Below are 24,157 nucleotides of genomic sequence, written 5' to 3' on the forward strand. Positions count from 1 at the left end.
GGTTATCGCAAGCTAACCTTGTTTGAAGTTCGCGCAATTGACCAACTCCGCTGGTGTTATGAAATATGCCTCCAAGGTATCCGGGGCTTCTTCAAGTGTTATTGTGCCATCGCCTTCGTCTCTGAATCTGAAAACGTCGCCGGCGCGGCCCTTAACAATGACAGATCCCCCCTCTCTGAATTGGGTCTTGAGGTTTGGCCATTCTTCCGCGACGGATCCTAGGGACGCAAGTTGAACGCGGTCGCTATCGACCCCAAGCACCATTAAATTTCCACGGCACGTGAATTCGGCCATTTGGGGAGATGTCCACACACCTCTGGAAAAATCGCTTTCACCGCAACCAACAAGTGCAAGTGCACCAAGTAGCACACCAAAACGATATTTTTGCTTTAACATAATGACTTGCTCCCTTTTTTGAGCGTTTGCGGTAATTATCCGAGCCTGAGGCAGTCGCAATGCCAAACGGCGCGGGTTATCGGGTCTTGACCTTAGAATACCGCCAGCGCGGCGTGCAGGATCAGCGCGATCAGCACCAGCGATGACAGGGCGAACAGCGCAAACCGCACGATCACGCGGTTTACCGTCGCCTGCACGATGCTGTGCGCCACCCGAAGGGCGACATAGGCCCAGGCGAGCATGGTGTTGAACCCGTCGCCCTGTCCGATGATCGCCAGCACGATTGCCACCGCGTAAAACAGCGTCGGCGCTTCGTGCAGGTGGTTGTAATTGTCCGCCTTCCAGCTGACGGTATCGGGCAGTTTGGCGCGCAGGCTTCCCCCGTCGCCGCCGATCAGGTTCTTGGAGTCGATCCCGGCGGCGTTCATCGCCGGGATGCGGGTGGCATACATCCACAGCCACATCACCATCGTCCACGCCAGCAGCGCGACGACGGGCTGCAAGATATCCATTCCGATCATGGTGTTTTCCTTAAACCGGCAATGCGGAAGGGTCGGCCAGCAACGTCGCCATCACCGCGCGTACTGCCAGAACGATCAGCGCGATCGTGCTGGCCAGGAACAGCGCAAACCGCACCGGCACCGCGTTGACGAGGTTCTGCCACAGCGAATGCACAATCCGCAGCGCGACATACACCCATGCCAGCGTCACATCGAGCGCGCCCGGCCCCATTACCGCCAAGATCAGCACCGTCGCATAAAACAACGTCGGCTGTTCGTGCAGATGGGTGTGATTATGCGCGGGCCAGTTGGCTTTGTCAGGGATGACGCCTTCCAGATCACTGCCGCGCGCGCCCGGTTTGGCGGCGAGCAGTGATTTATCTTCAATCTTGGCAATCGCCCCGAACCGCGCGGGAATGATCCACAACAATACTATCAAAGTCCACACCACCAGCACGGCAGCGGGCGCGAGCATTTGCGCTTGCATCGTCGGATCCCCTCTCAAAAGTTCCAGCCGATACCTGCGAGCGCGGCGATGGATTGTCAATTGCACCTATTATGCGGCCAGGACGTGCAGCTGGAAATAGCCGAGCGCGCCGCGCGTGCTGGTGAGCTGCAGACCGCGTGCGGCGGCGATGCGCACTGCAACCGCGCCCATGTCATCGCGCGGTGCGACGTGGAACTTGGCGAGCCATGCCCTCAGCAATCCGGCGAAGGGACGCGGCAGGCCCGTTAGGTCGCCGAAATCCACCACGTGCAACGCGCCGCCGGGGGCCAGCAGGCTTGCGGCGTGATCCAGCGCCCCTTGCCAATCGGGGATCATCGACAGCGAATAGGACAGCACGACCCGGTCAAACTGCGGTTCGCCCAGCAGCGCCGCTGCGTCAAACGAACAGGCATCGCCTTCGCCCAGCCGTGCCTCGGCTCCCAAGGCGGCGCGCGCGCTTTTGAGCATTTCCGCCGAAATATCGAGGCCGTAGAGCCGCACGCCCGGCCACGCTTTGCCGATCTTGGCCAGATTGCGCCCGGTGCCGCAGGCGATTTCGAGCACGCGCATCCCCGGCTGCGCCGCCAGACCTTTGATCAGCGTATCACGCCCAAACAGGTAATATTTGCGCGTGAAATCATAAATATGCCGCTGCCCGCGATAAACCTCGTCCATCAGCGCGGCATGACCCGAAGGCGCACCTGCGTTCGCCATCAGGCCAACTCGTAAACGTGGACGCCGCCATAGATCGACGAACGATCGCGGCGGGTGAGATCGGCGGAGGTTTCCTCAAGATAACGCCACCGCGACAGGATCGCATCGTTCAGCCGCCCGGGCAGCAGGCTGGGTTCGGCCGCCGTGCGGAACAACACCCGCGCGCCGGGGCGGCTGGCGCGGGTGATCCGGCTCCACAATCCGTCAAGCTGGGCGTTGTTCATCCAGTCCTGCGCATCCAGCAGCACGAAGCGATCCATGCTGGCCTCGTCCCGCTCACCGATCCAGTCGACCATATTGGCGCGGGTGACGTCGATCTGCCCGATCCGTTCGCGCATCACCTCCCAATTGGCGCGCTGCAGATAGGGCGGCAGCGGCGCGCCCTCGGCCCGGCTATATCCGCGCCCGAATGCCTGCCAGGCGAAGTAATTGTCCTTCACCTCGAAATCGCAGGCGAGCTTTTCCAGCCGCCGCCGCAGCACTTCGGCCATGCGTTGATCGCCGGCGAGATGCTCGAATTGCGCGGGCGGGATGCCGAGGCCGAACAGCGAGGCGGGCTGATCGGTCAGCCAGCGGATGAACTTCTTTTCGAATAACGGGGCCAACTCGCGTTCAAACACATCGCGCTGTTCTTCCAGCGTTTGCGCTTCAAGCACCTTGCCCAGATCGATCTTGTAGAGTTTGGCAAACACATGGGCGAGGCCGATGAAATTGCCGAGCAAACCCTTTTTGTAGATGCCCTTGGTGAAATACGAAATGCGCCTTTGTCCGCGAATGTCGCGCTTTTCCCAATAGGCGCGGCTTTCCGCGTCCAAGTGTGGGGCGATCATGGATTTATAGACCGCGTTGTTTTCCTTGTGATCGGCATGGGCGAAAAAGCGGTGAAAGCGTTCGTAATTGGGCAGATGCCTGATCGCCGCGATCTTGAGCCGCCCCAGCGCCACGTGGGCGTGGTTGAGATCGACCGCCGTCACGCTTTCGGGGTTCGCGGTGAGATAGGACAATGCGTTGCAACTGCCGCTCGCAATGCACATCACGCGGCTGTCAGGCTGGATGGCGAGGCCTTCCATGTCGACCACCGGGTCTTCCCAGATCTGGGCATAGACGAGGCCGTTGAACGCCAGCGCAAATGCCTTGTCTAACAGTTTATCGCCCATCCTTGCATCCTTGCGGATCACCGCGTCTTCGATGATGCGCTTTGCCTGTGTGGCCATGTGGTCTGGTTCCTGTGTCACGTGAGACCCTTGCCATATTTTGCCCGCGTGTCGGCAATGTGACGGTATCCACAGCTAGCCAGCCCCGGCAAGGGTGCGGGCAAACGCCGCCGGATCGGCATTGCCGCCGGTCAGCATGATGACCGTGCCATCGTCCACCGGCACCTTGCCCGCCAGCGCCGCTGCCAGCGCCGCCGCGCCGCCGGGTTCAACCACCAGTCGCAGATGGGAAAAGGCAAACCGCTGCGCATCGCGCACTTCGGCATCGGTTACGGCCACCCCCGGCTCGGCCCGGCCTTGCAGCAGGCTGAGGTTGAGCGGCTTGGTCGCATTGGGTTGCAGCGCGTCGCAGATGGTTTTGGGCGCATCGGGCGCGGCGTGGACGATTGCACCCGTCGCCATCGACTGACCCACCATGTCCCAGCCGACGGGCTCGACAGGGTGAATCGCGCTTGTCGGCGCACCCAATGCGAGACCTGCTGCCAGCCCGCCGCCGCCGCAGCAGGTAATGATACGGCTGGGCGCGCGGCCAAGTTGCGCGGCGGCCTCAATCGCGGCGCTGCCTTGCCCTTCGATCACCCACGGATCGCCGAATGCGTGAACCAGTGTGGGTTTTGCGTCTTTGGCACGCTCTGCGATCAAATTGGCGGCCACTTCATCGCGATCCTCGCCCCCCTGTTCCTTGGGAGCGCGCTGATACAGCACTACCTCCGCCCCGAGCGCGCGGGTATTGTCGAGCTTCACCTGCGGGGCATCATGCGGCATCACGATGGCCGCGCGGATACCCAACCGTCGCGCTGCCCACGCCACGCCCTGCGCATGATTGCCCGATGATACCGCCACCACGCCTGCCGCGCGTTCTTCCGGCGAGAGGTTGATCAACCGCCACCACGCGCCCCTGATCTTGAACGCGCCGACGGGTTGCAGCACTTCCGCCTTTGCCCAGGCCTGCACGCCATTGATCGTCACCGGCAACAGCGGCGTCGGCGGCAGGATCGCCGCAATCGCATCGGCGGCGGCGACAACCCCTTCGCCGGTCGGTATTCTGACATCAGCCTGGATCATTTGTCCCCATCCATTCATTCGCGTAAGCGCAGCGCAAGATTCGCATTACGAAAGGTTCCTATCATGTCGGCAGCAAAATCCAGCACGGTTCCCAAACCAGTCCTCGTCATCGGTGCGGGCGGGGTCAGTTCGGTCTGCGTCCACAAGATGGCGTTCAACGCGGATATTTTCCCTGAAATCCACTTGGCCAGCCGCACCAAATCGAAATGCGATGCGATTGCGGCTTCGGTGAAGGAACGCTGCGGGCGTGACATCGCCACTTATGAAATCGACGCTGAAGAAGTGCCCGCGATGGTCAACCTGATCCGCAAGACCGGCGCAGAATTAGTCGTCAATCTCGCGCTGCCGTATCAGGATCTGCCGATCATGGACGCCTGCCTTGAAGCGGGGGTCGATTACATGGACACCGCCAATTACGAACCCAAGGACGAGGCTAAGTTCGAATATCACTGGCAGTGGGCTTACCACGACCGTTACAGGAATGCAGGGTTGATGGCGCTGCTGGGGTCGGGCTTTGATCCGGGCGTGACGTCTGTGTTCACCATGTGGCTCAAGAAGCACAAGCTCAAGACCATCCGCCAGCTTGATATTCTCGATTGCAACGGCGGCGATCACGGCCAGCATTTCGCCACCAACTTCAACCCCGAAATCAACATCCGCGAAGTGACCGCCCCTGCGCGCCACTGGGAGAATGGGGAGTGGGTGGAAACCCCGGCGATGCAGGTCAAAACCGAATTCGACTTCGAAGCGGTAGGAAAGAAGAACGCCTACCTGATGTATCACGAGGAGTTGGAAAGCCTCGCCAAGTTCGTCCCCGAACTGGAACGCGCGCGGTTCTGGATGACCTTTGGCGATCAATATATCACCCACCTCACCGTGCTCCAGAATGTCGGGATGACGCGGATTGATCCGGTGAAGTATCAGGGCCGCGACATCATCCCGCTGCAATTCCTCGCCGCGGTGCTGCCCAAGCCCGAATCGCTGGGCGAAACGACCAAGGGCAACACCAATATCGGCGTGATCGCGACAGGCGAAGCACTGGACGGCAGCGGCGAGAAGACATTCTACATCAAGAACATCTGCTCGCATGAAGCAGCCTATGAGGAAACCGGCAACCAAGCGGTAAGCTACACCACCGGCGTGCCTGCGATGATCGGCGCGGCGATGATGGTGCGTGGTGACTGGCAGGGGAAAGGCGTGTTCAATATGGAGGAAATGGACCCCGATCCCTTCACGGAAATGCTAAACGCGCACGGATTGCCGTGGACGGTCGAGGAAATGGCCGGGCCGGTCGGGTTCTGATTTTGACAAGGCTCACGCCACTTCGTCATTGCGAGCGTAGCGAAGCAATCCAGCTTCGGGCATCTCGCGTGATTGCAGCGTCAGACAATGGATTGCCGCGTCGCCCCGAAACGAGTTCGGGACTCCTCGCAATGACGAACGAGAGTGAGTGAAAATGCAAACCAAAGCCGGTGATCCGGGCGCCTTTGCCCATTTTGACCTGTCGCGCGTCGATAGCCCCGCTTTCGTGGTGGACGCGTCCAAGCTGCGTGCCAATTGCCGCGTGCTGGCGGACGTGCGCGATGCGGCGGCGGCTGATGGTGCGGATATCAAGGTGTTCGCTGCATTGAAGGCGTTCTCGATGTGGTCGGCAGCGCCGATCATCGGGGAATATCTTGACGGCGTCTCCACCTCCGGCCTGTGGGAAGCGCGGCTCGCGTCCGAATTTTACGACGGTGAAATAGCCACCTATTCCGCCGCGTTCAAGCCGGAGGAGCTAGAAGAAATCTGCCGCCTGTCGGATCACGTGATCTTCAATTCCCCCGGCCAGCATGAACGCGCGCGGCTGATCCTTGATCACGCCGCTGCCAACGGAGCGGGCGTCAGCATTGGCCTGCGCATCAATCCGCAAGTGCCCACCGGCGAGGTCGCCAAGTACGACCCCAGCGCGCCGGGATCACGCCTCGGCTTCCCGCTCGACCAGCTGACCGAAGAACACATGGAGGGTGTCGAGGGCATCCATTTTCACAATCTGTGCGAACAGGATTTCGAACCACTGAAGGCCACCTGGGACCGGGTGTTTGACGTGATCGAGCCGTTCTTCGGCCAGCTTAAATGGATCAACATGGGCGGCGGCCACCACATCACGCGGGCCGATTACCAGCGCGATGAACTGGTGGAGTTCCTGAAAGACGCGGCCGAAGATACCGGATGCCAGATCATCCTAGAACCGGGCGAAGCAGTCGCGCTCGACGCGGGGATTCTGGTCGGCACGCTGCTGGATACGATGTTCAACGAAGTTCCCGTCGGCATCACCGATATTTCGGCCACCTGCCATATGCCCGATGTGCTCGAAGCGCCCTATCGCCCCGCCATGCTGGGCGAAATCGCTGACCCCGACCTGATCCCGATCCGGTTGGGTGGGCCATCCTGCCTCGCGGGCGACGTGATCGGCGATTACCGCCTGCCGGTGCCTGCGGAGCCCGGCGCACGTTTCGCGTTTCTCGATCAGGCGCATTATTCGATGGTCAAGACCAACACCTTCAACGGGGTGCAATTGCCGAGCATCTGGATGTGGGACAGTGAAAGCGACGCGCTCGATTGCATCAAACGGTTCGATTACGCCGATTTCAGGGATCGCCTCAGCTAGAGCCGGGTTTCAGCACCCGTCCGCGCTCGTTCTGGTTGATTGCCAGCGCTAGCCCCGCCAGCGCGCTGAACTGGCGCGCAGCTTCTTCGGCGCGGGCATGATCGCCGCTGGCGTCAATCGCGCCGCTTTCGAACAGGTTGCGCCCTTCGACCGCGATGATCACCTCGCCTGCACGAAACAAGGCGCGCAGCTCCTTCGCGCCGAAAGCGCTTTCCAGCCGCAACAGGTGTTCGACATAGCCGGGGTGCACCAGCACGCGCGCCTCGACCTGATCATCGCTGAACTGCGTGAACACCTCGCCAAAAGCTGGGTGCACCTGATCCACCTTGTCCAGCCGATGACCATCAAAGCTCACATACTCGCTTGCCCCGCCAAGCCCGAGCCATTTGCGATGCTTGCCTGCGCGTTGCAGCAGGGTGGTTGACCGGAACGGCCGGCCAAACCCCATCTGGATGATCACCCCGCGAAAAACTGTCACCCAGCGGCGGTTCTTGCCCGATCCCCGGCGCTCTTCGAGGTGCGCTTCGTAAAGGTTGAAGCTGTGCCCTTCGAGAGTCCCATGCCAGCGGTCCTCGAAACCGGAACGGTCAAAATCGGGAACCAAGCCATAGGTCTTGGCCGCCTCAAACTCCGCGCCCGGTTCAACTTCATGGTCGTAAGAAACGCCGAAGCTTTCCGCGATGGCCGAATTGATCCCGATCTTGATCGCCTTTTTCGCTTCGGCAATCGGCTGATAACCCCAGATACCGGCGAACATGATACCGCCGAAGGTCATCAGTGCCTTGAGCCCGGTTGGCAGGTCGGGGGCAAACCACACGAACGCGAGCGCGGGCAGCAGGATCACCGCGCCCCACACCCAGCGCGCGCTGGCCTTTGCCTTTGCCGAAGCGCGCATCTCTGCCTGCCCTGCGAGCCATTCGCCCAGCTGACCTTGCATTAGGGTATCAATGTTGGTGCGCATTGCGTCTCCCGCGAGATTCTTTAACCTGTCGGCTCCATAGTAGCGGATAGTGGTTAAAGGGGGTTACAATGGATTTTATGGTCTGGGTGGTTTTAGCGGTCGTAGCCCTTTTGGCTTTGCTGGTGATCGGGATCTACAACAATCTCGTCGGCCTGCGGCAGAGTGTGCGGCAAGGCATCGGCGATATCGATGCGCAGCTGCGTCAACGCCATGATCTGATCCCCAATCTGGTTGAGGCGGTCAAAGGCTATGCCGGACATGAGGCGTCAACGCTCGAAGCAGTGATCGCCGCGCGCAATGCGGCGGCAAATAGCGAGCCTTCTTCAGGCAGCGAGCAAAAGCTGCGGGTCGCGCTCGATAATCTGCTGGCTTTGGGAGAGGCCTATCCCGATCTTAAGGCGAGCGCGAATTTCCAGTCGCTCCAGACCGAACTCGGCGATGTCGAGGATAAGCTCGCGGCTGCCCGCCGGGCGCTGAATGCTGCCGTGGCGCGGTTCAACAGCGCGCGCGAATCGTTCCCGGCTGTGTTGTTTGCCGGCGCGCTTGGTTTCGCCGAGGCGGATTTCCACCGGCTCGATGACAGCGAACAGGGTAGCGTCGATCAGGTGCCGCGCGTAACCTTCTGAACGCGCGGGAAACTGCAAAATCCGCAGGTTTAAGTCACATTCCGGTCGTGTTTGTAGGGTTGCCTCAGAAAAGCAACATTCCGCCCCGGTGCGGCCCATTTTTCGATTGCAATTCGGCCCGCAAGCCCTATTTGCGCCGTTCCCGCTGCCCCAAGGGGACTTCCTAACCGCAAGGCAGCTTGTCGTTTTATGGTTTTCACAAACCGTTTCGGGGGTCCCTTGAGTTGCACATCTATACCGACGCTCAGGCTGTAGTTCGCGCGCTTTCGCCGGACGAACCCGTAATTCTCAACCGCCCGCACGCCGCGCGGCGCGCCGCCCGTTTCTTCGTCGAGAAGTTTCCGGGCAAGGTGCTCTATGCGGTGAAGGCCAACCCCGCGCCTGATTTGATTTCTGTGCTGTGGGATGCAGGCGTGACCCATTACGATGTCGCTTCGATTGCCGAAGTGCGGCTGGTGCGCGCGATTTTGCCGCAGGCGGTGCTGTGCTTCATGCATCCGGTAAAGACCCCGGCGGCGATCAGCGAAGCCTATTTCCAGCACAGCGTGCGCACCTTCAGCCTCGATTCGCTTGAGGAACTGGAAAAGATCGTCGACGCCTGCCGCCATCCCGAAACCGGCGAAGCGCCGCGCGACCTGCGCCTGTGCGTGCGGCTGCGGGTGTCGTCCGAATATTCGGAGCTTTCGCTGGCCAGCAAGTTCGGCTGCGACCTGATCGAAGCGCCTGGGCTGCTCCAGCAGGCCCGCCAGCATTGCGACTGGCTGGGCGTGTGTTTCCATGTCGGCAGTCAGGCGATGACGCCGTTCGCCTTCGTGCAGGCGCTAGACCGCACCCGCGCCGCGATTGCGGAAGCATCGGTGGTGATCGACATGATCGACGTGGGCGGGGGCTTTCCCAGCGCCTATCCCGGCCTCGAACCGCCGCCGATGGAAGATTACTTCGCGATCATCGCCAAGCATTTCGAGGCGTTGCCGATCGCCTATAACGCCGAACTGTGGTGCGAACCCGGCCGGGCGCTGAGCGCGGAATACAGTTCGATGATCGTGCAAGTGAACAAGCGCCGCGGCGAAGAACTCTTCATCAACGACGGTGCCTACGGCGCGCTGTATGACGCCGCGCACGTCGCGTGGCGCTTCCCGGTGCGCGCGCTTGAGGATGATCTGATCGAAGCCGACGCGGATTTCGCCTTCTACGGCCCGACCTGCGACGATGCCGATTACATGAAAGGCCCCTTCGCGCTGCCGGCCGACATTCAGGCGGGCGATTACATCGAAGTCGGCATGATAGGCGCGTATGGTGCCGCGATGAAAACCGGCTTCAACGGCTATGGCGCGGCGCAGGTGGTGACCGTGGCCGACGAGCCGATGATGAGCCTGTTCAACGGCACCCGCGTGCGCGAAGCCAGCGATAACGTGGTGAGCTTGCGGTAAGGGATGCCGTTCCGCGCTGCGGGATGGTTTCGACCCCGTTTCGGTCATTGAGCGTGACGCGCCAGGGTCGCTTGTGGAGCGACTTGACCTCATTGCCTACTTGGCAGATGGATAAAAGGCCATGCTGTCGCAGAAAACCCGATATGCCATTCGCGCGATGCAGCATCTTGCCGACCACTACGGCGAGGGCCCGATTCAGCTCGCCGTCATCGCCGAAAAGCAGAACATCCCGGCCAAATTCCTGACCGTGATCCTGTCCGAACTTACCCGCTACGGTCTCGTTGCTTCGCGCCGTGGACGTGATGGGGGCTATTGGCTGGCGATTGCTCCGGTGGACATCACCTATGGCGATTTGATCCGCCATATGCGCGGTTCGCTCGCGCTGGTGCCCTGCGCCAGTCGCTATGCCCATGAAAAGTGCAAGAATTGCCTAGACGAAGGCGAATGCCGGACGCGCGCCTTGCTGCTGGATGTGCGCGACCGGACTGCCCAGATCCTTGACGCCATTCGGTTGTCTGATCCGATTATGCCGGTGGCGCCCTTTTCCCAGGACGGCACCTGAGCCAAGCTTTCAATCGCTCCGGCCTACAAACCCAACCTTTCACCGCCGGACAGAAAATCTTTTGCCTTACCCTATTGTCAATTAATTCACTTGGGTTTAATTCCTGCGCTGCAAACGCAATTCGCGCAAGGAAAGGCCCGATAATGGACCATGACAAGAAACACGGTGATCGCGAGGGGGTTTTGCCCGAGGCGCTGGCCGTGGTCAGCGAAGCGCTGTCGCGCCTGCGCTATGGCGCAATCCAGCTTACCGTCCATGACGGCCGGGTGATGCAGATCGACGTGACCGAAAGAAAGCGTCTGAACGACTGACGGCTCCAGCCGCAGCCGATCATCACCAATACCATGAACTTAACACAAACAGGGACCCGCAGACCGGACCACCGGATGCATGCCCGCTTGCAAAGGCGAAACCATGTATCCGATTTCTCTCCGCTGCACTTTGCTGCTTGGCGCGGCGTTGGCCGCGATCACTCCCGCTGCGGCCTTCGCGCAGGACGAGGCGGCGTCCGATGATGCCGGCTCAGAAGCACAGGCCTCATCAGGCAACGACATCATCGTTACCGCGCGGCGCCGTTCCGAAACCGCGCAGGAAATCCCGCTCGCCATATCGGTCATCGGCGGCCCGCAGATCGAATCGACCGGGGCGTTCAATATCGACCGCGTCCAGCAGCTCGCCCCGACGCTTCAGCTGTTTTCGTCGAACCCGCGCAACACCGCGGTCAATATCCGCGGGCTTGGCGTGCCATTCGGGCTTACCAGCGACGGGTTCGAACAGGGCGTCGGCATCTACATCGACGATGTCTATTACGCCCGCGTTGCCTCAGCCACGTTCGACTTTGTCGATATTGACCAAGTGGAGGTGCTGCGCGGCCCGCAAGGCACGCTTTATGGCAAAAACACCACAGCGGGCGCGATCAACATCAGGACTAAACAACCGACCTTCGATCTGGAAGGCAGCGCCGAGGTGAGCGTCGGCAATTTCAGCTTCAAGCAGGCGCGCGCCGCCATTTCCGGCCCGCTGTCGGATACACTGGCCGCGCGCGTTGCGGTGTCCACGACCGACCGGACCGGCACCCTGTTCAATGTGACCACGGGGCAAGACCTCCAGAGCCTCGACAATATCGGCCTGCGCGCCCAGTTGCTGTGGCAGCCCAATGATAATCTGCGGGTGACGCTGGCGGGTGATTATAACAAGCAGGATGCCAATTGCTGCGGATCGGTGTTCGTGCGCACCGTATCCACCCAGCGCCCGCTCAACCGGCAGTTTGCTGCGCTTGCCGCCGCGCAAAATTATGCACCGCCTAGCACAAACCCATTTGATCGGCTGAGCGATCTCGATGCCAACCTCAACGCGGGCAACACGATCGGCGGGCTTGCTTTGCGCATCAACTGGGACATTGGGCCGGGCACCTTCACATCAATCACCGCATGGCGGACGTGGGACTGGAAGCCCGAGAACGACCGTGACTTTACCGGCCTGCCGATCGTGACTCTGTCGCAGAACCCGTCGCAGCAGGATCAATACACGCAGGAATTCCGCTACGCCTATGATGGCGATAAGATCGACTTTGTGGTCGGGGCTTTCGCCTTTGATCAGCGGATCGACACACAGGGACTGGAAGGGCACGGGCCAGCGTCAAGCCGCTGGACGATCAACCCGAGCAACCCGCTGTCGAACGATCCCACCGTGCTTGACGGGCTCACTGCGCGCAACACGCAGTTTCTCGAAAGCACCAGCCTTGCGCTGTTCGGGCAGTTGAGCTCGCGGGTGACAGACGCGTTGACGATTCAGCCCGGCGTGCGGCTAAATTATGATGAGAAAGAGGGCTTTTTCCAGCGGCGCGTGTTTACCGGGGATGGCACCGAACTGCTCGGAACCGAAACCGATGCCCGCAGCCGAGCGCAGTTGGCGGTGTTTACCCCGCAAGTCAGCGGGCCCAAGGATACCGACTGGAACCTCACCTATGATCTGACGCTGAACTATGAACTTGCGCCCGATGTGCGGGCCTACGGCACCTATGCGCGCAGCTTCAAGACCATCGGGATCAACCAAAATGGCCTGCCCACCGATGCCAATGGCGTGCCGATCGAAGAAGCGGGTTCGATCCTGCCGGAAAAAGTCGATCACTTCGAATTGGGGCTGAAAACGCAATTCTGGGGTCGCCGCGCGACGCTCAATCTCGCGGCATTCCGCACCGACATTAGCGACTTTCAGGCGACCGTGACCAATGGCCAGTTCGGCGTGTTGCGCGGGTTTCTGGCAAATGCGGATAAGGTCCGCTCGCAAGGGCTTGAGGCAGATTTCACCATCAGGCCCAGCGAACGGTTCAACGCTTACATCAGCGGTGCCTACACCGATGCGAAATATGTCCGCTTCGTCGACGCGCCATGCCCGGTCGAATTGCGCGGCGGCACCACTGCCGCGCCGGGCCAGACCCCATCCGCCCCCGGCACGCCCGGCGGGATCAGTCCTGCCAACTGCGACATTTCCGGCCAGCGCCTGCCGGGCGTGTCCAAGGTGGCTTTCTCGTTCGGCGCCGAGGGCAATGTCCCGGTGCGCCTGCTTGACCGCGATGGTGAGGTCTACCTTGGCTATGATGGCAGCACCCGGTCAGACTTTTTCTCCAATGCCTCACCGTCCGAGGCGACGCGGATCGAAGGGTATCACCTATCCAATTTCCGCTTTGGCTTCCGAACCGATTCCGGGCTCAACATCTTTGGTTGGGTCAGGAATGCCTTCGACAAGAACTTCTTCCAGCAATTGTTTGTCGGGCCGGGCCAGACCGGTCTGATCGCAGGGCTGCCGGGCGATCCGCGCACCTGGGGCGGAACAATCAGCACCCGTTTCTGATCTTTCCGTCCGTTTCACAGAGAGGACATACCTCATGCCTGATTTCACCGAGCTGCTCATCACCATCGCGCCGTTCATCGCGATCGGCATGGCCGCACAGATGATCGATGGGGCGCTGGGCATGGCGTTCGGTGTGATCACCCAAACCCTGTTGGTGAGCGCGCTCGGCGTGCCGCCCGCCACGGCTTCGGCGAGCGTGCATCTGGTCGAACTGTTCACCACGGGGGCTTCGGGGGCGAGCCATATCTGGCATCGCAATGTCGATTGGGGATTGTTCTGGCGGCTGGTGCCGTTTGGCGTGCTGGGCGGGGTCGCCGGGGCTTATCTGCTGTCGAGCATTGATGCCGCGGCTGCCCGCCCTTTCGTGATGCTCTATCTTACCGGCATCGGGTTCTACTTGCTGTGGCGGGCCATACGCCTGTCGAAGCCCCGGTTCGAAGACCCGCGTTATACCCGTCCGCTGGCGGCGGCAGGCGGATTTCTCGACGCAGCAGGCGGCGGAGGGTGGGGGCCGGTGGTCACCTCCAACCTGCTGATTCAAGGCGGTGATCCGCGCAAGGTGATCGGCACGGTCAATTCGGCCGAATTCCTGCTCACGCTGGCGATCTCGATCGCATTTATCGCGTCACTCGGCTTTGCTGCCTTCACGCTGATAACAGTCGGGCTGATCATCGGCGGGGTGATCGCCGCGCCGTTCGGAGCGATCCTTGCCAGCCGCGTGCAGCCGCGCGCCTTGCTGATTGCGGTCGCTGTGGTGCTGATCGTGACCAGTGGCTACAGCATCTACAGGGCATGGCTGCTCGGCTAGAACCGCTCCGGAAACTGTTTTAGACGCCGCAGCATATGCGCGGTGCTGCGCTGCTGCAATTTGTGCAAAACCAGTGCTTCGCTGACGGTAAAATGCGGTTCCGCCGAATGCGGTGTGGGCCAGATAATGAACCATGGCATAGCTGCCCGGTGCGACATCATCGATATGCGGGATACACTGCGCGCCCGAAGCGATCGGCGATCTTTACACGGGGCCGTTCGAACTGACGCCCGGGAGCACTCCCTTGCTTGCTGGCATTGATAAAGGATGGACGTGTCGCACGCCTGTCACCATCGTTGCGGGGTTCATGGCTGGAATATCTGCAGGGGTATCGGAAACCTTGCTTGCAACCGGGCAAGCGTACTGGAATCGACCATGAGCACGGGCGTGCGGATGGGCGATGCGGGCGGGGTGCGGTATGGCTTGCAAGGCGAGGCTGTTGCCGTGCCTCTTCCCAATGACAAGGTGCTGTTTGCGCTGCTGCGTTCGGATACTGACGGGGATGCTGCAGGGTATCACGTGCGTCTGATGCAGAACGCGGCGTGCAGAGAAGGGCAGCCATCGGTCAGGCCTGACCCATCGCTGTGCGGCGGTGCGGATCGGAATCTGTTTTTATCCATCCTTGCAATGGACTCATATAATCGCGCCTACGGGCAAGGCGTGATCTTGAACGCAGGCGATTCTGATGCAGGTCAAGCTGAAGCTGGGCGCAAGCTCGGAAAAGCGACGATACTCAACGTCGATTTGCCATCGGGAGCGATGCCAGCAGGCTTCTACGCCATAGCCTACGACATGACCGGCGTGGAAGGTTTCGCGGCGGGCGAGAAGGTGATCTCCTGCCGCGGCACAGACAATCCCCCCAATCCGCGCTAAGCCCAAAACCCGCTACTATCCGTCATCCCAGCGCAAGCTGGGATCTCAGGCGGCAAACACGGCGCTTGAAAGCCCAAGGCCCCAGCTTGCGCGGGGGTGACGATGTGCGCGGATTGGCAGCTTCCCGCCCATTACCCATCTTGATCGCTTGCGAGTTGACCACGCCCCAAACCCCCGGCTCAGCGCGAGTGCGGACGCGGTGAGCGCCAAGGCCCAAAACAGGCGCGACAAAATGGGGCGCTTGCGTTATCGCGCTGGTGCAGTCTCTGATCCGGTTGCGAGTCAGCGGGCTTTTGGGAAACGTCTGTTCCGGGGGGAATTGGCATGGATTGGCATCCTTTCAAACCATCCACGATTGGTCGGGTCAGCGCGGCCCTTGGCGTTTGTGCATTGGGCGCATTTGCAGCCGCAAGTGCACAGGCGCTTCCGCTGACGAGTTTCAAAGATCAGGGCATCGACCATATTTATGGAAGCTACGCCCCGCGCGGTGACTGCGCAAAAGAACCGCGCGTGACCATTGATGAAAAGGGCATGACGTTCCGCGCCAATGGCCGCGAGGTAAAGCCCCCGAGGGTGGAATATGCGCTTACCTTTATGGGTCAGCGCTATGACGGCATCATGTCGGTTTTCTTCCCCTTTCCGGTAAGCAATAATGATTTTGGCCGCGTGCTGATGTTCGTCAACGATGACGAGAAGCCGGGGGTCATCCGCTTTGAGCCCGACCTTGCGCCGGGTCAGCGCCCCGATCCGTTCCATGCGTCATTCACCGGCGGCGGGTTGTTCACTCTTTGTCAAGGCAGCGCTCCTGCGGGCACTCCAGCGCCGCCGCAGCCGGAAGTGGCGGTTGCCGTGCAAGGCATCCCTGCGGAATGGAACAACCTCGCCAGCCTTGTCGGCAAATATCCGGGCAGCTACGCCAAGGATAATATCGACCTGTTTGAAAAGGGTGCCGTGGCCGCCGTTTTGAAATCGCGGATGGGCCCGAAAATGGCTGCACTGCGGAAAAATCTGTCAGTCGTTTCGCCATTGCAGCGCGCCGGGAACTATTTTTACCTGTCAGGCAACGCGCCGCATCAAGGCGGCGAAGAACAGGCCTATGTCATGATCGACCCGGCCCGCCGGGAAGTGCAGGTAGGCCTTTGGGAACGGGGCAAGCTGACTGTCTATCCCCCTGCCACGGGCAGGCGAATGCCGGTCGCGCCAGAGATCAAAACGATGTTGGACAACAGCCCGCCGGAAACGGCAGTGGCGCTGCCCGGAACGCCTTGGGAAGTGGTTCCGGTGCAGGGGCGCGCGCCGATTGCTTATGTGAGCGCGGCGGGATCGCCAAACATCGAATCTCTCAGCCTGTATTGCGAAGGCGGCAAGCCGTTCATGGCGATGTTGCTCAACAAACCCGCACGCGACAACGCGTTGACGATGACGTGGAACTTTTCCGGCAGGCTGGTAAATATTCCCCTGCGGCGCGCCAATGCGGGTGGCACACAATGGATCGGCAGTTTGACAGGCACGCAGCTTATCCCGCTGGTGATGCAGCAAAGCGGGACAGTGATGCTGCGCATCAATGGTCGCCTTGAAGGGGAGGCCTCGCTCGCCAATTCGGCCGCAGTGCTGCGCACCACCCTGCGCGGATGCGCAAGGCTATCTTTCAATGCAATGAAGGATAATTGGTCGGGGAGAGAGGATTCGAACCTCCGGCCCCTGCCTCCCGAAGACAGTGCTCTACCAGGCTGAGCTACTCCCCGACCGTGTCGGCCCTGCGCGGAAAATTGCCCCACGCAGGTCGAGGCAAGGCGCGCCCTATAGGTGTGGATGAGCGGGGTGGCAAGCGGGCAATTTCGCGCTAGGCACAGGTCATGATTGACCATCCCGAACAGCAATATCTCGATCTGATGCGCACCATCTGGGAAACTGGCAGCGAGCGGATCGATCGCACCGGTATCGGCACGCGGTCGGTGTGCGGGGCGGTGCTGCGGTTCGATCTGGCGGGCGGTGCGATGCCGCTGCTGACGACCAAGCGGGTCTATTGGAAAACCGCGACTCGGGAATTGCTTTGGTTTCTGACCGGCAGCACCAATATCCGCCCGCTGGTGCTGCAAGGAGTGAAAATCTGGAACGAATGGCCGCACGCGCGCTACGTTAAAGATACGGGCGATGCGATCAGTCTTGATGATTTTGTCGCGCGCGTCGCCGCTGACGAAGCCTTCGCGCTGCGCTGGGGCGAACTTGGCCCGGTGTATGGCAAGCAGTGGGTCGATTGGCCGACCTATCGTTATCGGCCTGACGGGCTGTATGAACAGGGTGAGGGCATCAATCAGGTCGCGGCCGTGATCGAAAGCCTGCGCACCAACCCCGGCAGCCGCCGCCATATTATCGAAGGCTGGAACGTGGCCGAGCTTGACCGCATGGCGCTGCCCCCGTGCCACAAGACCTATCAGTTTCATGTTGCGGGGGATGGCGCCCAAGAAGGGAGCGCTGCACGGCTCAATTGCCTGCTTTACCAGCGCAGCTGCGATGTCGCGCTGGGCCTGCCGTTTAACCTGTGGTCGGCGGCGTTGCTGACGCGGATGATCGCGCAGCAGGTGAGGATGCTTCCCGGTGAGCTGGTGTGGATGGGCGGGGATGTGCACTTGTATCTCAACCACGCGCATCTGATCGAGGAGCAGCTCACTCGCCAGCCGCAGGGCCGCCCGACGCTGGAAATTACCCGCACCCCCGAAACAATATTCGATTACCGGATCGATGATTTCGTGGTGCATGATTACGCGCCGCTGCCCCCGATCAGCGCCCCTGTTGCGGTATGAGGCGGGATGATGCACCGCGCTTGACCGCTCCCCGGCGTTGAAATAAAAATACACTTCCTAGCAATGATTGCACCGGCTTTGGGCACGGTGCCAGGCAAGGGGGAGAGCGCCCGATGGCTGAACCTGCAAACCCGGCTGACACCAACCGCCCGGCGCTCGCGCTGCACGTTCCCGAACCGAAATATCGCCCCGGCGACAAGGCCGATTTCTCGCATATCGACGTGGGTAGCCCCGGCGCGCAGCCGCGCCCGGATGAAAGCTGCCACCCGTCGCAGATGGCCGATCTGGCCTATGGTCTGGTGCGAGTGCTGGGCGATGATCATCAGGCGCACGGGCCGTGGAACCCCCGGCTCGATCCCGAAACCCTGCGCACGATGCTCGGCCACATGGCGATGGTGCGCGCCTTTGATGAACGGATGTTTCGCGGGCAGCGGCAGGGCAAAACCAGCTTTTACATGAAGTGCACCGGTGAAGAGGCGACCTCGATTGCGTCATCAATGGCGCTGGCGAGCGATGACATGGTGTTCCCCAGCTATCGCCAGCAGGGCATCTTGATCGCGCGCGGATATCCGATGCTGGATATGATCAACCAGATCTATTCCAATCGGGCCGACAAGCTGAAAGGCCGCCAGCTGCCGATCATGTATTCAAGCCGCGAGCACAGCTTTTTCAGCATTTCGGGCAACCTCGCCACGCAGACCCCGCAGGCGGTCGGCTGGGCGATGGCGAGCGCGATCAAGGGCGACAGCCGGATTGCTGCGACCTGGGTGGGTGAGGGCAGCACCGCAGAGGGCGATTTCCACGCCGCCTGCACCTTTGCCGCCGTTTATAACGCGCCGGTGATCCTCAACGTGATCAACAACCAGTGGGCAATTTCCAGCTTCAGCGGGTTTGCGGGCGGCGAACGCACCACCTTTGCCGCGCGCGGGCTGGGCTATGGCATTGCCGCGCTAAGGGTAGACGGCAATGATGCGCTTGCCTGTTATGCCGCTGCGCAATGGGCCGCCAACCGCGCGCGCGGCAATCATGGGCCGACACTGATCGAATATTTCACCTACCGCGCCGAAGGGCACTCTACCTCGGACGATCCCAGCGGTTATCGCAGCGCGCAGGAACGGGAGGAATGGCCGCTCGGCGATCCGGTGATGCGGTTGAAAAAGCACCTGATTGCGATTGGTGAATGGGATTTGGACCGGCAGGCGGCGATGGACATTGAATGCGCTGAGCTGGTCAAAGCCACCACCAAGGAAGCCGAAAAGAACGGCATCCTCGGCCACGGCCTGCACCACCCGTTCCACACCATGTTCGAAGATGTGTTCGAGGAATTGCCCTGGCACCTTGAAGAACAGGCAGATCAGGCAATCCGCGAACGCATCACCAAATTCGGCAGCGAAAGGCCGTTCGGATGAGCGAGAGCCCTGACACCATGACCGAAGCGACTGTAGAACGCCGGATCAACATGATCGAGGCGATCAACGAAGCGCTCGATATCATGCTCACCCGCGATCCCGATGTGATCATCATGGGCGAAGATGTCGGCTATTTCGGCGGGGTATTCCGCGCCACGGCAGGCTTGCAGGCCAAACACGGCAAAACCCGCGTGTTCGATACCCCGATCAGCGAATGCGGGATTATCGGCGCGGCGGTGGGGATGGGGGCGTATGGCCTGCGCCCGGTGCCGGAAATCCAGTTTGCCGATTACATCTATCCCGGCCTCGATCAGCTGATTTCCGAGGCCGCGCGGCTGCGTTATCGTTCGGCGGGTGATTACATCGCGCCGCTGACGGTGCGTTCGCCGTTCGGCGGCGGGATTTTTGGCGGGCAGACCCACAGCCAAAGCCCCGAGGCGTTGTTTACCCATGTCTCGGGCCTGAAAACCGTGATCCCTTCGACCCCGTACGATGCCAAGGGACTGCTGATTGCGGCCATCGAAGACAATGATCCGGTGATCTTCTTTGAGCCAAAGCGGATCTATAACGGGCCGTTTTCCGGCTATTACGACAAGCCGGTCGAACCGTGGAAGAAACACCCCGATAGCGTGGTGCCCGAAGGCTATTACCGCATCCCGTTGGGCAAGGCGCGGCACGTGCGCGAAGGTGAGGCGTTGACCGTGCTCGCCTATGGCACGATGGTTCACGTCACCGAGGCAGTGTGCAAGGCCAAGGGCATTGATGCCGATATCCTTGACCTGCGCACGCTGGTGCCGCTTGATATTCAGGCGATTGAGGCTTCGGTTGAAAAAACCGGCCGCTGTCTGATCGTGCACGAGGCGACCCGCACGAGCGGCTTCGGCGCGGAATTGTCGGCGCTGGTGACGGAACGCTGTTTCTACCATCTCGAAGCCCCGGTCGAACGTGTGACCGGGTTTGACACGCCCTATCCCCACAGCCTCGAATGGGCCTATTTCCCCGGCCCAGTCCGCATTGGCGAGGCCATCGACAAGCTTTTGAGCGAGTAAGCGCACCATGGCGAAGTTCACATTCAATATGCCCGACGTGGGCGAAGGCGTTGCCGAGGCGGAAGTCGTCGAATGGCACGTAAAGATCGGCGATCGGGTCGAGGAGGATCAGCACCTTGTCGACGTGATGACCGACAAGGCAACGATCGACATTGAAAGCCCGGTGGCAGGCATTGTGACCGAGGTTGCAGGCGAGGCTGGCGATGTGATCGCCATCGGAGCGATGCTGCTGGTGATCGAGGTTGAGGGCGAGGTTTCGGAGGAGGCTGAGGCTGAGGCTGAGGCCGCAGCCGAGCAGATCGAAGACGAAATGTCCGATGCGCCTGAAAAGCCCCTTCTCCAAGGGGAAGGGGTTGGGGATGGGGGCTCAACGCCTGAAATGGTGCGTCGTCCCCCCGCACCCTCGAACCCCCACCCCCCAACCCCCTCCCCAAGGGGAGGGGGAGAGGCCAAAGTCCTCGCCTCCCCCGCTGTGCGCCAGCGCGCGCGCGACCTTGGCGTTGATCTGGCGCAGGTAAAGCCTGCCGAGGATGGCCGTGTGCGCCACGGCGATCTGGATGCCTTTCTCGCTTACAACGCCGGCAGTGGCTTCGCCCCGGCGGGCCAGGCGCGCAGTGATGAGGCGATCAAGGTCATCGGCCTGCGCAAACGCATCGCGCAGAACATGGCGGCCGCCAAGCGCAACATTCCGCATTTCACCTATGTCGAGGAATGCGACGTCACCGATCTGGAAACCTTGCGCGCGCAACTGAATGCCGCGCGCGGGGATCGGCCCAAGCTGACCATGCTGCCGCTGCTGATTGCCGCGATCTGCAAGATGGTGCCGGACTTCCCGATGATCAACGCGCGCTATGATGACGAAGCGGGCGTGGTGACGCGTTATGGCAGCGTGCATCTGGGCATGGCGGCGCAGACCGATAATGGACTGATGGTGCCCGTGATTCGCGACGCGCAAAGCCGCAATCTGTGGCAATTGGCGCGGGAAATTGGCCGCCTGGCCGAAGCCGCGCGCACCGGCAAGGCAACGTCCGAAGAACTGTCGGGCTCAACGCTCACGATAACCTCGCTCGGCCCATTGGGCGGGGTGGCGACCACGCCGGTGATCAACCGGCCCGAAGTGGCGATCATCGGCCCCAATCGCATCGTCGAACGCCCGATGTTCGTGCCTGATGGCATGGGCGGGGAACGAATCGCCAAGCGCAAGCTGATGAACATCTCGATTTCCTGCGATCACCGGGTGGTCGACGGGCACGATGCCGCCAGCTTTATTCAGGGGATCAAGCGGCTGATCGAAACTCCGGCACTGCTGCTGGTGGATTGATGAAAAATTCGCGGCAAGGCTGGTGACGAGAGCGTTGACAGCTTTCGAAGCCAGCCCTAATGGCGCTGCTCCAACGAACGGGATGGCATCGCCTGAACGCTCAACGGAATGAAATACGCGGGTGTAGCTCAGTTGGTTAGAGCGCCGGCCTGTCACGCCGGAGGTCGCGGGTTCAAGTCCCGTCACTCGCGCCACTTTCCTCGCAGAGGGTCAAGTGGCTTCACATCAAGACATCGAACAGAACATTGAATAGGGGCGGGCGTCAGTCCGCCTTTTCTTTTGTCTGCGCCCCCTGCGGCGCGCTCCACCGCCCGGTTTCCATCCAGATCAGGAACCGCCTGAGCGGCAACAGCCAGATCAGGCCGAGCACCACATAGACCACCGTTTGCGCAAGGCCGTTCCACTGACCGATCAGGCCGGGGGCATAGCGCGCGATGATCACGGCGTAGATGATCAGCGCGATAAACAGGCCAATGATGCCAAACGGAATTCGCCAGGTCGGGGTTTCACGCATCAGAAGCTTCCGTAAATCCGGGTGGGAGTTATCACCGCATTCAACCGCCGGTCGTGCGGCTCGTTCGGCAGGGTGTCGCAAGCTTGCGCGTCCCATGCCAGCCCGATCGCTTGCGCGCCGGGATGTTCTGCCAGCCAGCGATCATAATGCCCGCCGCCTTGGCCCAAACGATCAAGCGCGGCGGTAAAGCCGATCAACGGCACGAACAGCACGTCGGGGGTGAGCGGCTCTGCCTCCGCACCGGGTTGCATCATGCCGAACGGGCCGGGGGCAAGGTCGCTATCGTCGTAGGGGTCGCTGTGACGGCGAAAGGTCATCGCGGCGTCGTGCGCGGTGAAGTGCGGCAGGGCGATAGTGTGGCCCGCATCGTGGAAGAACCGGGCATAGCCATGCGCCGGGGCCTCGTCCGGCCCGGCATGATACAGACCGATCACCGCATCAGGCGCGATTTGCGCAACAACCGGAGCAGGTGGCCGGTGGAACAACAACGCGCGGATCGCATCCGGCTGCGCAGCAACGTGCGCACGGCGCGTGGCGCGCAATTGGCGGCGGAGGTCGGATTTGGTTGGATCAATCATGCGCCGCAGCGGTAGCCCTCGGGCCAAAGGCCCGCAAGGGCGACTGCCCGCCCGCAGCGAAGCTGGCGCAGCCAGCATGAGCGAGGATCGAAAACAAAAAACGCACTCAAGCAGCGAAGCGGTAGGGCAACAAAAACGGGCCAACGGCCCGCAAGGGCGACCGCCCGCCCGAAGGGGTGGCCCCAAAGGGGCCGGGCCCCCGCAGGAAAGCCAAGCGCGCGGATGCGCGCGCCGGCGCTTGAGGCTGAACAAAAACGTGGCGGAACCACCATGGGTCGTTTGCGCTAGAAATCCTCTGACGCGTCTTACGTCAGGTGGGCGCCGTATGCCCAAACCTCCCGGACGAACCAGTAGGCAAGGGCAGGGACAGTTCCCATTGGATTGCTTATAGCCTCAGGGATATTCAATCGGCTCGTGCCGGGCAGTCCCGCCATGTTAGTATCTAGGCGCTTGCAGCCGCCGCTTCAAGCGCGCTTGCCGTGGCTTCAGCGCAGGTCGCCAGCGCTTCGAGCTGCTGGGCAAGCGCATCGGACGCGTCTGCGCCTCCGGACAGGTCGGCATCTGGCGCATCTGCAGCTTCGCGCGCGGCGGCAAGATCATCTTCAAGCTGGGCAATCGCCGCGCGCAGGGCCTCTATCGCTTGCTGGTCAGGCGCAGGTGCGGGCGCTGGTGAGGGGGCATTGCCTTTCCGAACCTCGGCCAGTTCATCGGCAAGGAACAGCGCGGCAAACAGCAGATTTTGCGCCTCCAGAGGCGCGCGCGCAGCCCCCAATTGTGCATATTTTTCCGCAATAATCGCGCCCAGCGCTGAAATATGCGCTTCCTCACCCTCAGCACAGGTGATGGTGTAGCTTTTGGGGCCGATGGTGAGCGTGACGGTGCTCATCGCGCGCTATTCCTCCAGCTTGCCCAGAAGATCGTCAAGTTCGCGAAGGCTTTCCGCGACGTGTTCACGCAGTTTTTCATGGCTGTTGACCAGTTCGACCACCCGGGCTGAGCCAGCACCAGCCGCCACGCCTGACTTCGCCCCCGCTTCGCGCGCGGCGTCGATCCGCTGCATTGCAGCCTCGATACGCGTTATGGCGGTCGCGATACGATCGGCGGTCATATAAATGACATTACCAAGATAGCGAAGGCCACGCAAAGGTTTGGGCGAGGCTGTTGATAAGTGGGCGCGATTGGCGCGCGCGGGCCGCGATCACGGTATAGCGACGCAAGGTTGACCTACCCCGGCGGCTCGGCAATGGCACGGCGGCCACCTTCCGGCATCGAATCGCGCTGCACTGCAAGATTTGTCCCCGGGCGGGCAACGGGCCGTGCCGCATCAGTTTGCGGTGCCGCAG

At 61.3% G+C, this 24,157-nt stretch carries 26 protein-coding genes, 2 tRNA genes, 1 other RNA gene and 2 pseudogenes; 15 read left to right on the forward strand and 16 right to left on the reverse strand.

What is annotated here, in order from left to right:
- Positions 1 to 12: 12 nt before the first annotated feature.
- From ABIE62_RS07215 to ABIE62_RS07240, 6 genes are all read right to left on the reverse strand, one after another.
- Positions 13 to 396, reverse strand: a complete 384-nt coding sequence (locus tag ABIE62_RS07215; protein WP_354324784.1) for a hypothetical protein — start codon at positions 394 to 396, stop codon at positions 13 to 15.
- Between the two features lie 92 nt (positions 397 to 488).
- Positions 489 to 917, reverse strand: a complete 429-nt coding sequence (locus ABIE62_RS07220; protein WP_354324785.1) for an MAPEG family protein — start codon at positions 915 to 917, stop codon at positions 489 to 491.
- Positions 918 to 927: 10 nt separating this feature from the next.
- Positions 928 to 1,383: an MAPEG family protein gene (locus ABIE62_RS07225; protein ID WP_354324787.1), complete on the reverse strand. Its 456-nt coding sequence runs from the start codon at positions 1,381 to 1,383 to the stop codon at positions 928 to 930.
- Between the two features lie 69 nt (positions 1,384 to 1,452).
- Complete coding sequence (locus ABIE62_RS07230) at positions 1,453 to 2,097, reverse strand: class I SAM-dependent methyltransferase (protein WP_354324789.1); 645 nt, start codon at positions 2,095 to 2,097, stop codon at positions 1,453 to 1,455.
- The gene (locus ABIE62_RS07235) at positions 2,097 to 3,311 is read right to left on the reverse strand and encodes a BtaA family protein (RefSeq protein ID WP_354324790.1); all 1,215 of its coding nucleotides are present in this window, start codon (positions 3,309 to 3,311) and stop codon (positions 2,097 to 2,099) included. The genes ABIE62_RS07230 and ABIE62_RS07235 overlap by 1 nt, the downstream gene beginning before the upstream one ends.
- 75 nt (positions 3,312 to 3,386) lie before the next feature.
- Positions 3,387 to 4,376: a threonine ammonia-lyase gene (locus ABIE62_RS07240; RefSeq protein ID WP_354324792.1), complete on the reverse strand. Its 990-nt coding sequence runs from the start codon at positions 4,374 to 4,376 to the stop codon at positions 3,387 to 3,389.
- 63 nt (positions 4,377 to 4,439) lie between these two features.
- On the opposite strand from ABIE62_RS07240, the gene ABIE62_RS07245 reads away from it, so the two are divergent.
- Both ABIE62_RS07245 and ABIE62_RS07250 read left to right on the forward strand, forming a co-directional pair.
- The gene (locus ABIE62_RS07245) at positions 4,440 to 5,678 is read left to right on the forward strand and encodes a saccharopine dehydrogenase family protein (RefSeq protein ID WP_354324794.1); all 1,239 of its coding nucleotides are present in this window, start codon (positions 4,440 to 4,442) and stop codon (positions 5,676 to 5,678) included.
- 154 nt (positions 5,679 to 5,832) lie between these two features.
- On the forward strand, positions 5,833 to 7,026 hold the full coding sequence (locus ABIE62_RS07250; RefSeq protein WP_354324796.1) for a carboxynorspermidine decarboxylase: 1,194 nt from the start codon (positions 5,833 to 5,835) through the stop codon (positions 7,024 to 7,026).
- Here ABIE62_RS07250 and ABIE62_RS07255 read toward each other — a convergent pair.
- Entirely contained in the window at positions 7,019 to 7,987 is a 969-nt protein-coding gene (locus ABIE62_RS07255; protein ID WP_354324798.1) for a DUF3137 domain-containing protein, read from the reverse strand. The genes ABIE62_RS07250 and ABIE62_RS07255 overlap by 8 nt on opposite strands.
- A gap of 68 nt (positions 7,988 to 8,055) precedes the next feature.
- On the opposite strand from ABIE62_RS07255, the gene ABIE62_RS07260 reads away from it, so the two are divergent.
- From ABIE62_RS07260 to ABIE62_RS07285, 6 genes are all read left to right on the forward strand, one after another.
- Complete coding sequence (locus ABIE62_RS07260) at positions 8,056 to 8,613, forward strand: LemA family protein (RefSeq protein ID WP_354324800.1); 558 nt, start codon at positions 8,056 to 8,058, stop codon at positions 8,611 to 8,613.
- A gap of 224 nt (positions 8,614 to 8,837) precedes the next feature.
- Entirely contained in the window at positions 8,838 to 10,043 is a 1,206-nt protein-coding gene (locus ABIE62_RS07265) for a type III PLP-dependent enzyme domain-containing protein (RefSeq protein WP_354324801.1), read from the forward strand.
- Between the two features lie 121 nt (positions 10,044 to 10,164).
- Positions 10,165 to 10,605, forward strand: coding sequence for an RrF2 family transcriptional regulator (locus ABIE62_RS07270; RefSeq protein ID WP_354324803.1), 441 nt, complete (start codon positions 10,165 to 10,167; stop codon positions 10,603 to 10,605).
- A gap of 143 nt (positions 10,606 to 10,748) precedes the next feature.
- The gene (locus ABIE62_RS07275) at positions 10,749 to 10,916 is read left to right on the forward strand and encodes a YezD family protein (protein WP_354324805.1); all 168 of its coding nucleotides are present in this window, start codon (positions 10,749 to 10,751) and stop codon (positions 10,914 to 10,916) included.
- A gap of 103 nt (positions 10,917 to 11,019) precedes the next feature.
- Complete coding sequence (locus tag ABIE62_RS07280) at positions 11,020 to 13,458, forward strand: TonB-dependent receptor (RefSeq protein WP_354324807.1); 2,439 nt, start codon at positions 11,020 to 11,022, stop codon at positions 13,456 to 13,458.
- Positions 13,459 to 13,492: 34 nt separating this feature from the next.
- Positions 13,493 to 14,266: a sulfite exporter TauE/SafE family protein gene (locus tag ABIE62_RS07285; protein WP_354324809.1), complete on the forward strand. Its 774-nt coding sequence runs from the start codon at positions 13,493 to 13,495 to the stop codon at positions 14,264 to 14,266.
- A 27-nt stretch (positions 14,267 to 14,293) separates the two neighbouring features.
- Here ABIE62_RS07285 and ABIE62_RS07290 read toward each other — a convergent pair.
- A pseudogene (locus ABIE62_RS07290) lies at positions 14,294 to 14,461 on the reverse strand (DUF6445 family protein); the annotation flags it as partial.
- A gap of 180 nt (positions 14,462 to 14,641) precedes the next feature.
- Between ABIE62_RS07290 and ABIE62_RS07295 the strand changes: the two are divergent.
- A complete protein-coding gene (locus ABIE62_RS07295; RefSeq protein WP_354324810.1) occupies positions 14,642 to 15,139 on the forward strand; it encodes a hypothetical protein in 498 nt (165 codons plus the stop codon).
- A gap of 282 nt (positions 15,140 to 15,421) precedes the next feature.
- Here ABIE62_RS07295 and ABIE62_RS07300 read toward each other — a convergent pair whose 3' ends face one another.
- Positions 15,422 to 15,895: a hypothetical protein gene (locus tag ABIE62_RS07300; protein ID WP_354324811.1), complete on the reverse strand. Its 474-nt coding sequence runs from the start codon at positions 15,893 to 15,895 to the stop codon at positions 15,422 to 15,424.
- Here ABIE62_RS07300 and ABIE62_RS14700 point away from each other — a divergent pair.
- Positions 15,812 to 16,363 (forward strand): annotated as a pseudogene (locus ABIE62_RS14700) (Ivy family c-type lysozyme inhibitor); the annotation flags it as partial. The gene ABIE62_RS07300 and the pseudogene ABIE62_RS14700 overlap by 84 nt on opposite strands.
- 80 nt (positions 16,364 to 16,443) lie before the next feature.
- Here ABIE62_RS14700 and ABIE62_RS07305 read toward each other — a convergent pair.
- Entirely contained in the window at positions 16,444 to 16,701 is a 258-nt protein-coding gene (locus ABIE62_RS07305) for a hypothetical protein (protein ID WP_354324813.1), read from the reverse strand.
- 106 nt (positions 16,702 to 16,807) lie between these two features.
- Positions 16,808 to 16,884: transfer RNA gene (locus ABIE62_RS07310), tRNA-Pro, on the reverse strand.
- A gap of 111 nt (positions 16,885 to 16,995) precedes the next feature.
- On the opposite strand from ABIE62_RS07310, the gene thyA reads away from it, so the two are divergent.
- From thyA to ABIE62_RS07335, 5 genes are all read left to right on the forward strand, one after another.
- Positions 16,996 to 17,943: a thymidylate synthase gene (gene thyA, locus ABIE62_RS07315; RefSeq protein ID WP_354324814.1), complete on the forward strand. Its 948-nt coding sequence runs from the start codon at positions 16,996 to 16,998 to the stop codon at positions 17,941 to 17,943.
- 113 nt (positions 17,944 to 18,056) lie between these two features.
- Positions 18,057 to 19,352, forward strand: coding sequence for a 3-methyl-2-oxobutanoate dehydrogenase (2-methylpropanoyl-transferring) subunit alpha (locus ABIE62_RS07320; RefSeq protein WP_354324816.1), 1,296 nt, complete (start codon positions 18,057 to 18,059; stop codon positions 19,350 to 19,352).
- Positions 19,349 to 20,401, forward strand: a complete 1,053-nt coding sequence (locus tag ABIE62_RS07325; protein WP_354324817.1) for an alpha-ketoacid dehydrogenase subunit beta — start codon at positions 19,349 to 19,351, stop codon at positions 20,399 to 20,401. The genes ABIE62_RS07320 and ABIE62_RS07325 overlap by 4 nt, the downstream gene beginning before the upstream one ends.
- Positions 20,402 to 20,408: 7 nt before the next feature.
- Positions 20,409 to 21,722 (forward strand): dihydrolipoamide acetyltransferase family protein, encoded by a 1,314-nt coding sequence (locus tag ABIE62_RS07330; protein WP_354324819.1) that lies wholly within the window; start codon positions 20,409 to 20,411, stop codon positions 21,720 to 21,722.
- A gap of 117 nt (positions 21,723 to 21,839) precedes the next feature.
- Positions 21,840 to 21,916, forward strand: a tRNA-Asp gene (locus ABIE62_RS07335).
- Between the two features lie 68 nt (positions 21,917 to 21,984).
- Here ABIE62_RS07335 and ABIE62_RS07340 read toward each other — a convergent pair.
- The 5 genes from ABIE62_RS07340 to ABIE62_RS07355 form a co-directional block, all read right to left on the reverse strand.
- Positions 21,985 to 22,236 carry a DUF2842 domain-containing protein gene (locus ABIE62_RS07340; RefSeq protein ID WP_354324820.1) on the reverse strand — a complete coding sequence of 84 codons (252 nt, stop codon included), beginning with the start codon at positions 22,234 to 22,236 and terminating at the stop codon, positions 21,985 to 21,987.
- Positions 22,236 to 22,814, reverse strand: a complete 579-nt coding sequence (locus ABIE62_RS07345) for a 5-formyltetrahydrofolate cyclo-ligase (protein WP_354324822.1) — start codon at positions 22,812 to 22,814, stop codon at positions 22,236 to 22,238. Before ABIE62_RS07345 ends, ABIE62_RS07340 begins: the two co-directional genes overlap by 1 nt.
- A gap of 258 nt (positions 22,815 to 23,072) precedes the next feature.
- Positions 23,073 to 23,245, reverse strand: a non-coding RNA gene (gene ssrS, locus ABIE62_RS14705) — 6S RNA.
- Positions 23,246 to 23,256: 11 nt separating this feature from the next.
- Entirely contained in the window at positions 23,257 to 23,700 is a 444-nt protein-coding gene (locus ABIE62_RS07350; RefSeq protein ID WP_354324824.1) for a cell division protein ZapA, read from the reverse strand.
- Positions 23,701 to 23,706: 6 nt separating this feature from the next.
- Complete coding sequence (locus tag ABIE62_RS07355) at positions 23,707 to 23,922, reverse strand: hypothetical protein (RefSeq protein ID WP_354324826.1); 216 nt, start codon at positions 23,920 to 23,922, stop codon at positions 23,707 to 23,709.
- Positions 23,923 to 24,157: the final 235 nt, after the last annotated feature.

It is taken from the genome of Porphyrobacter sp. MBR-155 (assembly GCF_040547625.1).
Taxonomy (GTDB): Bacteria; Pseudomonadota; Alphaproteobacteria; order Sphingomonadales; family Sphingomonadaceae; genus Erythrobacter.

Coding starts and splice junctions, on each gene's coding strand:
- ABIE62_RS07215 (WP_354324784.1), bottom strand. CDS start 396: ATGTTAAAGCAAAAATATCGTTTTGGTGTGCTACTTGGTGCACTTGCA.
- ABIE62_RS07220 (WP_354324785.1), bottom strand. CDS start 917: ATGATCGGAATGGATATCTTGCAGCCCGTCGTCGCGCTGCTGGCGTGG.
- ABIE62_RS07225 (WP_354324787.1), bottom strand. CDS start 1,383: ATGCAAGCGCAAATGCTCGCGCCCGCTGCCGTGCTGGTGGTGTGGACT.
- ABIE62_RS07230 (WP_354324789.1), bottom strand. CDS start 2,097: ATGGCGAACGCAGGTGCGCCTTCGGGTCATGCCGCGCTGATGGACGAG.
- ABIE62_RS07235 (WP_354324790.1), bottom strand. CDS start 3,311: ATGGCCACACAGGCAAAGCGCATCATCGAAGACGCGGTGATCCGCAAG.
- ABIE62_RS07240 (WP_354324792.1), bottom strand. CDS start 4,376: ATGATCCAGGCTGATGTCAGAATACCGACCGGCGAAGGGGTTGTCGCC.
- ABIE62_RS07245 (WP_354324794.1), top strand. CDS start 4,440: ATGTCGGCAGCAAAATCCAGCACGGTTCCCAAACCAGTCCTCGTCATC.
- ABIE62_RS07250 (WP_354324796.1), top strand. CDS start 5,833: ATGCAAACCAAAGCCGGTGATCCGGGCGCCTTTGCCCATTTTGACCTG.
- ABIE62_RS07255 (WP_354324798.1), bottom strand. CDS start 7,987: ATGCGCACCAACATTGATACCCTAATGCAAGGTCAGCTGGGCGAATGG.
- ABIE62_RS07260 (WP_354324800.1), top strand. CDS start 8,056: ATGGATTTTATGGTCTGGGTGGTTTTAGCGGTCGTAGCCCTTTTGGCT.
- ABIE62_RS07270 (WP_354324803.1), top strand. CDS start 10,165: ATGCTGTCGCAGAAAACCCGATATGCCATTCGCGCGATGCAGCATCTT.
- ABIE62_RS07275 (WP_354324805.1), top strand. CDS start 10,749: ATGGACCATGACAAGAAACACGGTGATCGCGAGGGGGTTTTGCCCGAG.
- ABIE62_RS07280 (WP_354324807.1), top strand. CDS start 11,020: ATGTATCCGATTTCTCTCCGCTGCACTTTGCTGCTTGGCGCGGCGTTG.
- ABIE62_RS07285 (WP_354324809.1), top strand. CDS start 13,493: ATGCCTGATTTCACCGAGCTGCTCATCACCATCGCGCCGTTCATCGCG.
- ABIE62_RS07295 (WP_354324810.1), top strand. CDS start 14,642: ATGAGCACGGGCGTGCGGATGGGCGATGCGGGCGGGGTGCGGTATGGC.
- ABIE62_RS07300 (WP_354324811.1), bottom strand. CDS start 15,895: ATGGAACGGATCGGGGCGCTGACCCGGCGCAAGGTCGGGCTCAAAGCG.
- ABIE62_RS07305 (WP_354324813.1), bottom strand. CDS start 16,701: ATGCGCAGCATCACTGTCCCGCTTTGCTGCATCACCAGCGGGATAAGC.
- thyA (WP_354324814.1), top strand. CDS start 16,996: ATGATTGACCATCCCGAACAGCAATATCTCGATCTGATGCGCACCATC.
- ABIE62_RS07320 (WP_354324816.1), top strand. CDS start 18,057: ATGGCTGAACCTGCAAACCCGGCTGACACCAACCGCCCGGCGCTCGCG.
- ABIE62_RS07325 (WP_354324817.1), top strand. CDS start 19,349: ATGAGCGAGAGCCCTGACACCATGACCGAAGCGACTGTAGAACGCCGG.
- ABIE62_RS07330 (WP_354324819.1), top strand. CDS start 20,409: ATGGCGAAGTTCACATTCAATATGCCCGACGTGGGCGAAGGCGTTGCC.
- ABIE62_RS07340 (WP_354324820.1), bottom strand. CDS start 22,236: ATGCGTGAAACCCCGACCTGGCGAATTCCGTTTGGCATCATTGGCCTG.
- ABIE62_RS07345 (WP_354324822.1), bottom strand. CDS start 22,814: ATGATTGATCCAACCAAATCCGACCTCCGCCGCCAATTGCGCGCCACG.
- ABIE62_RS07350 (WP_354324824.1), bottom strand. CDS start 23,700: ATGAGCACCGTCACGCTCACCATCGGCCCCAAAAGCTACACCATCACC.
- ABIE62_RS07355 (WP_354324826.1), bottom strand. CDS start 23,922: ATGACCGCCGATCGTATCGCGACCGCCATAACGCGTATCGAGGCTGCA.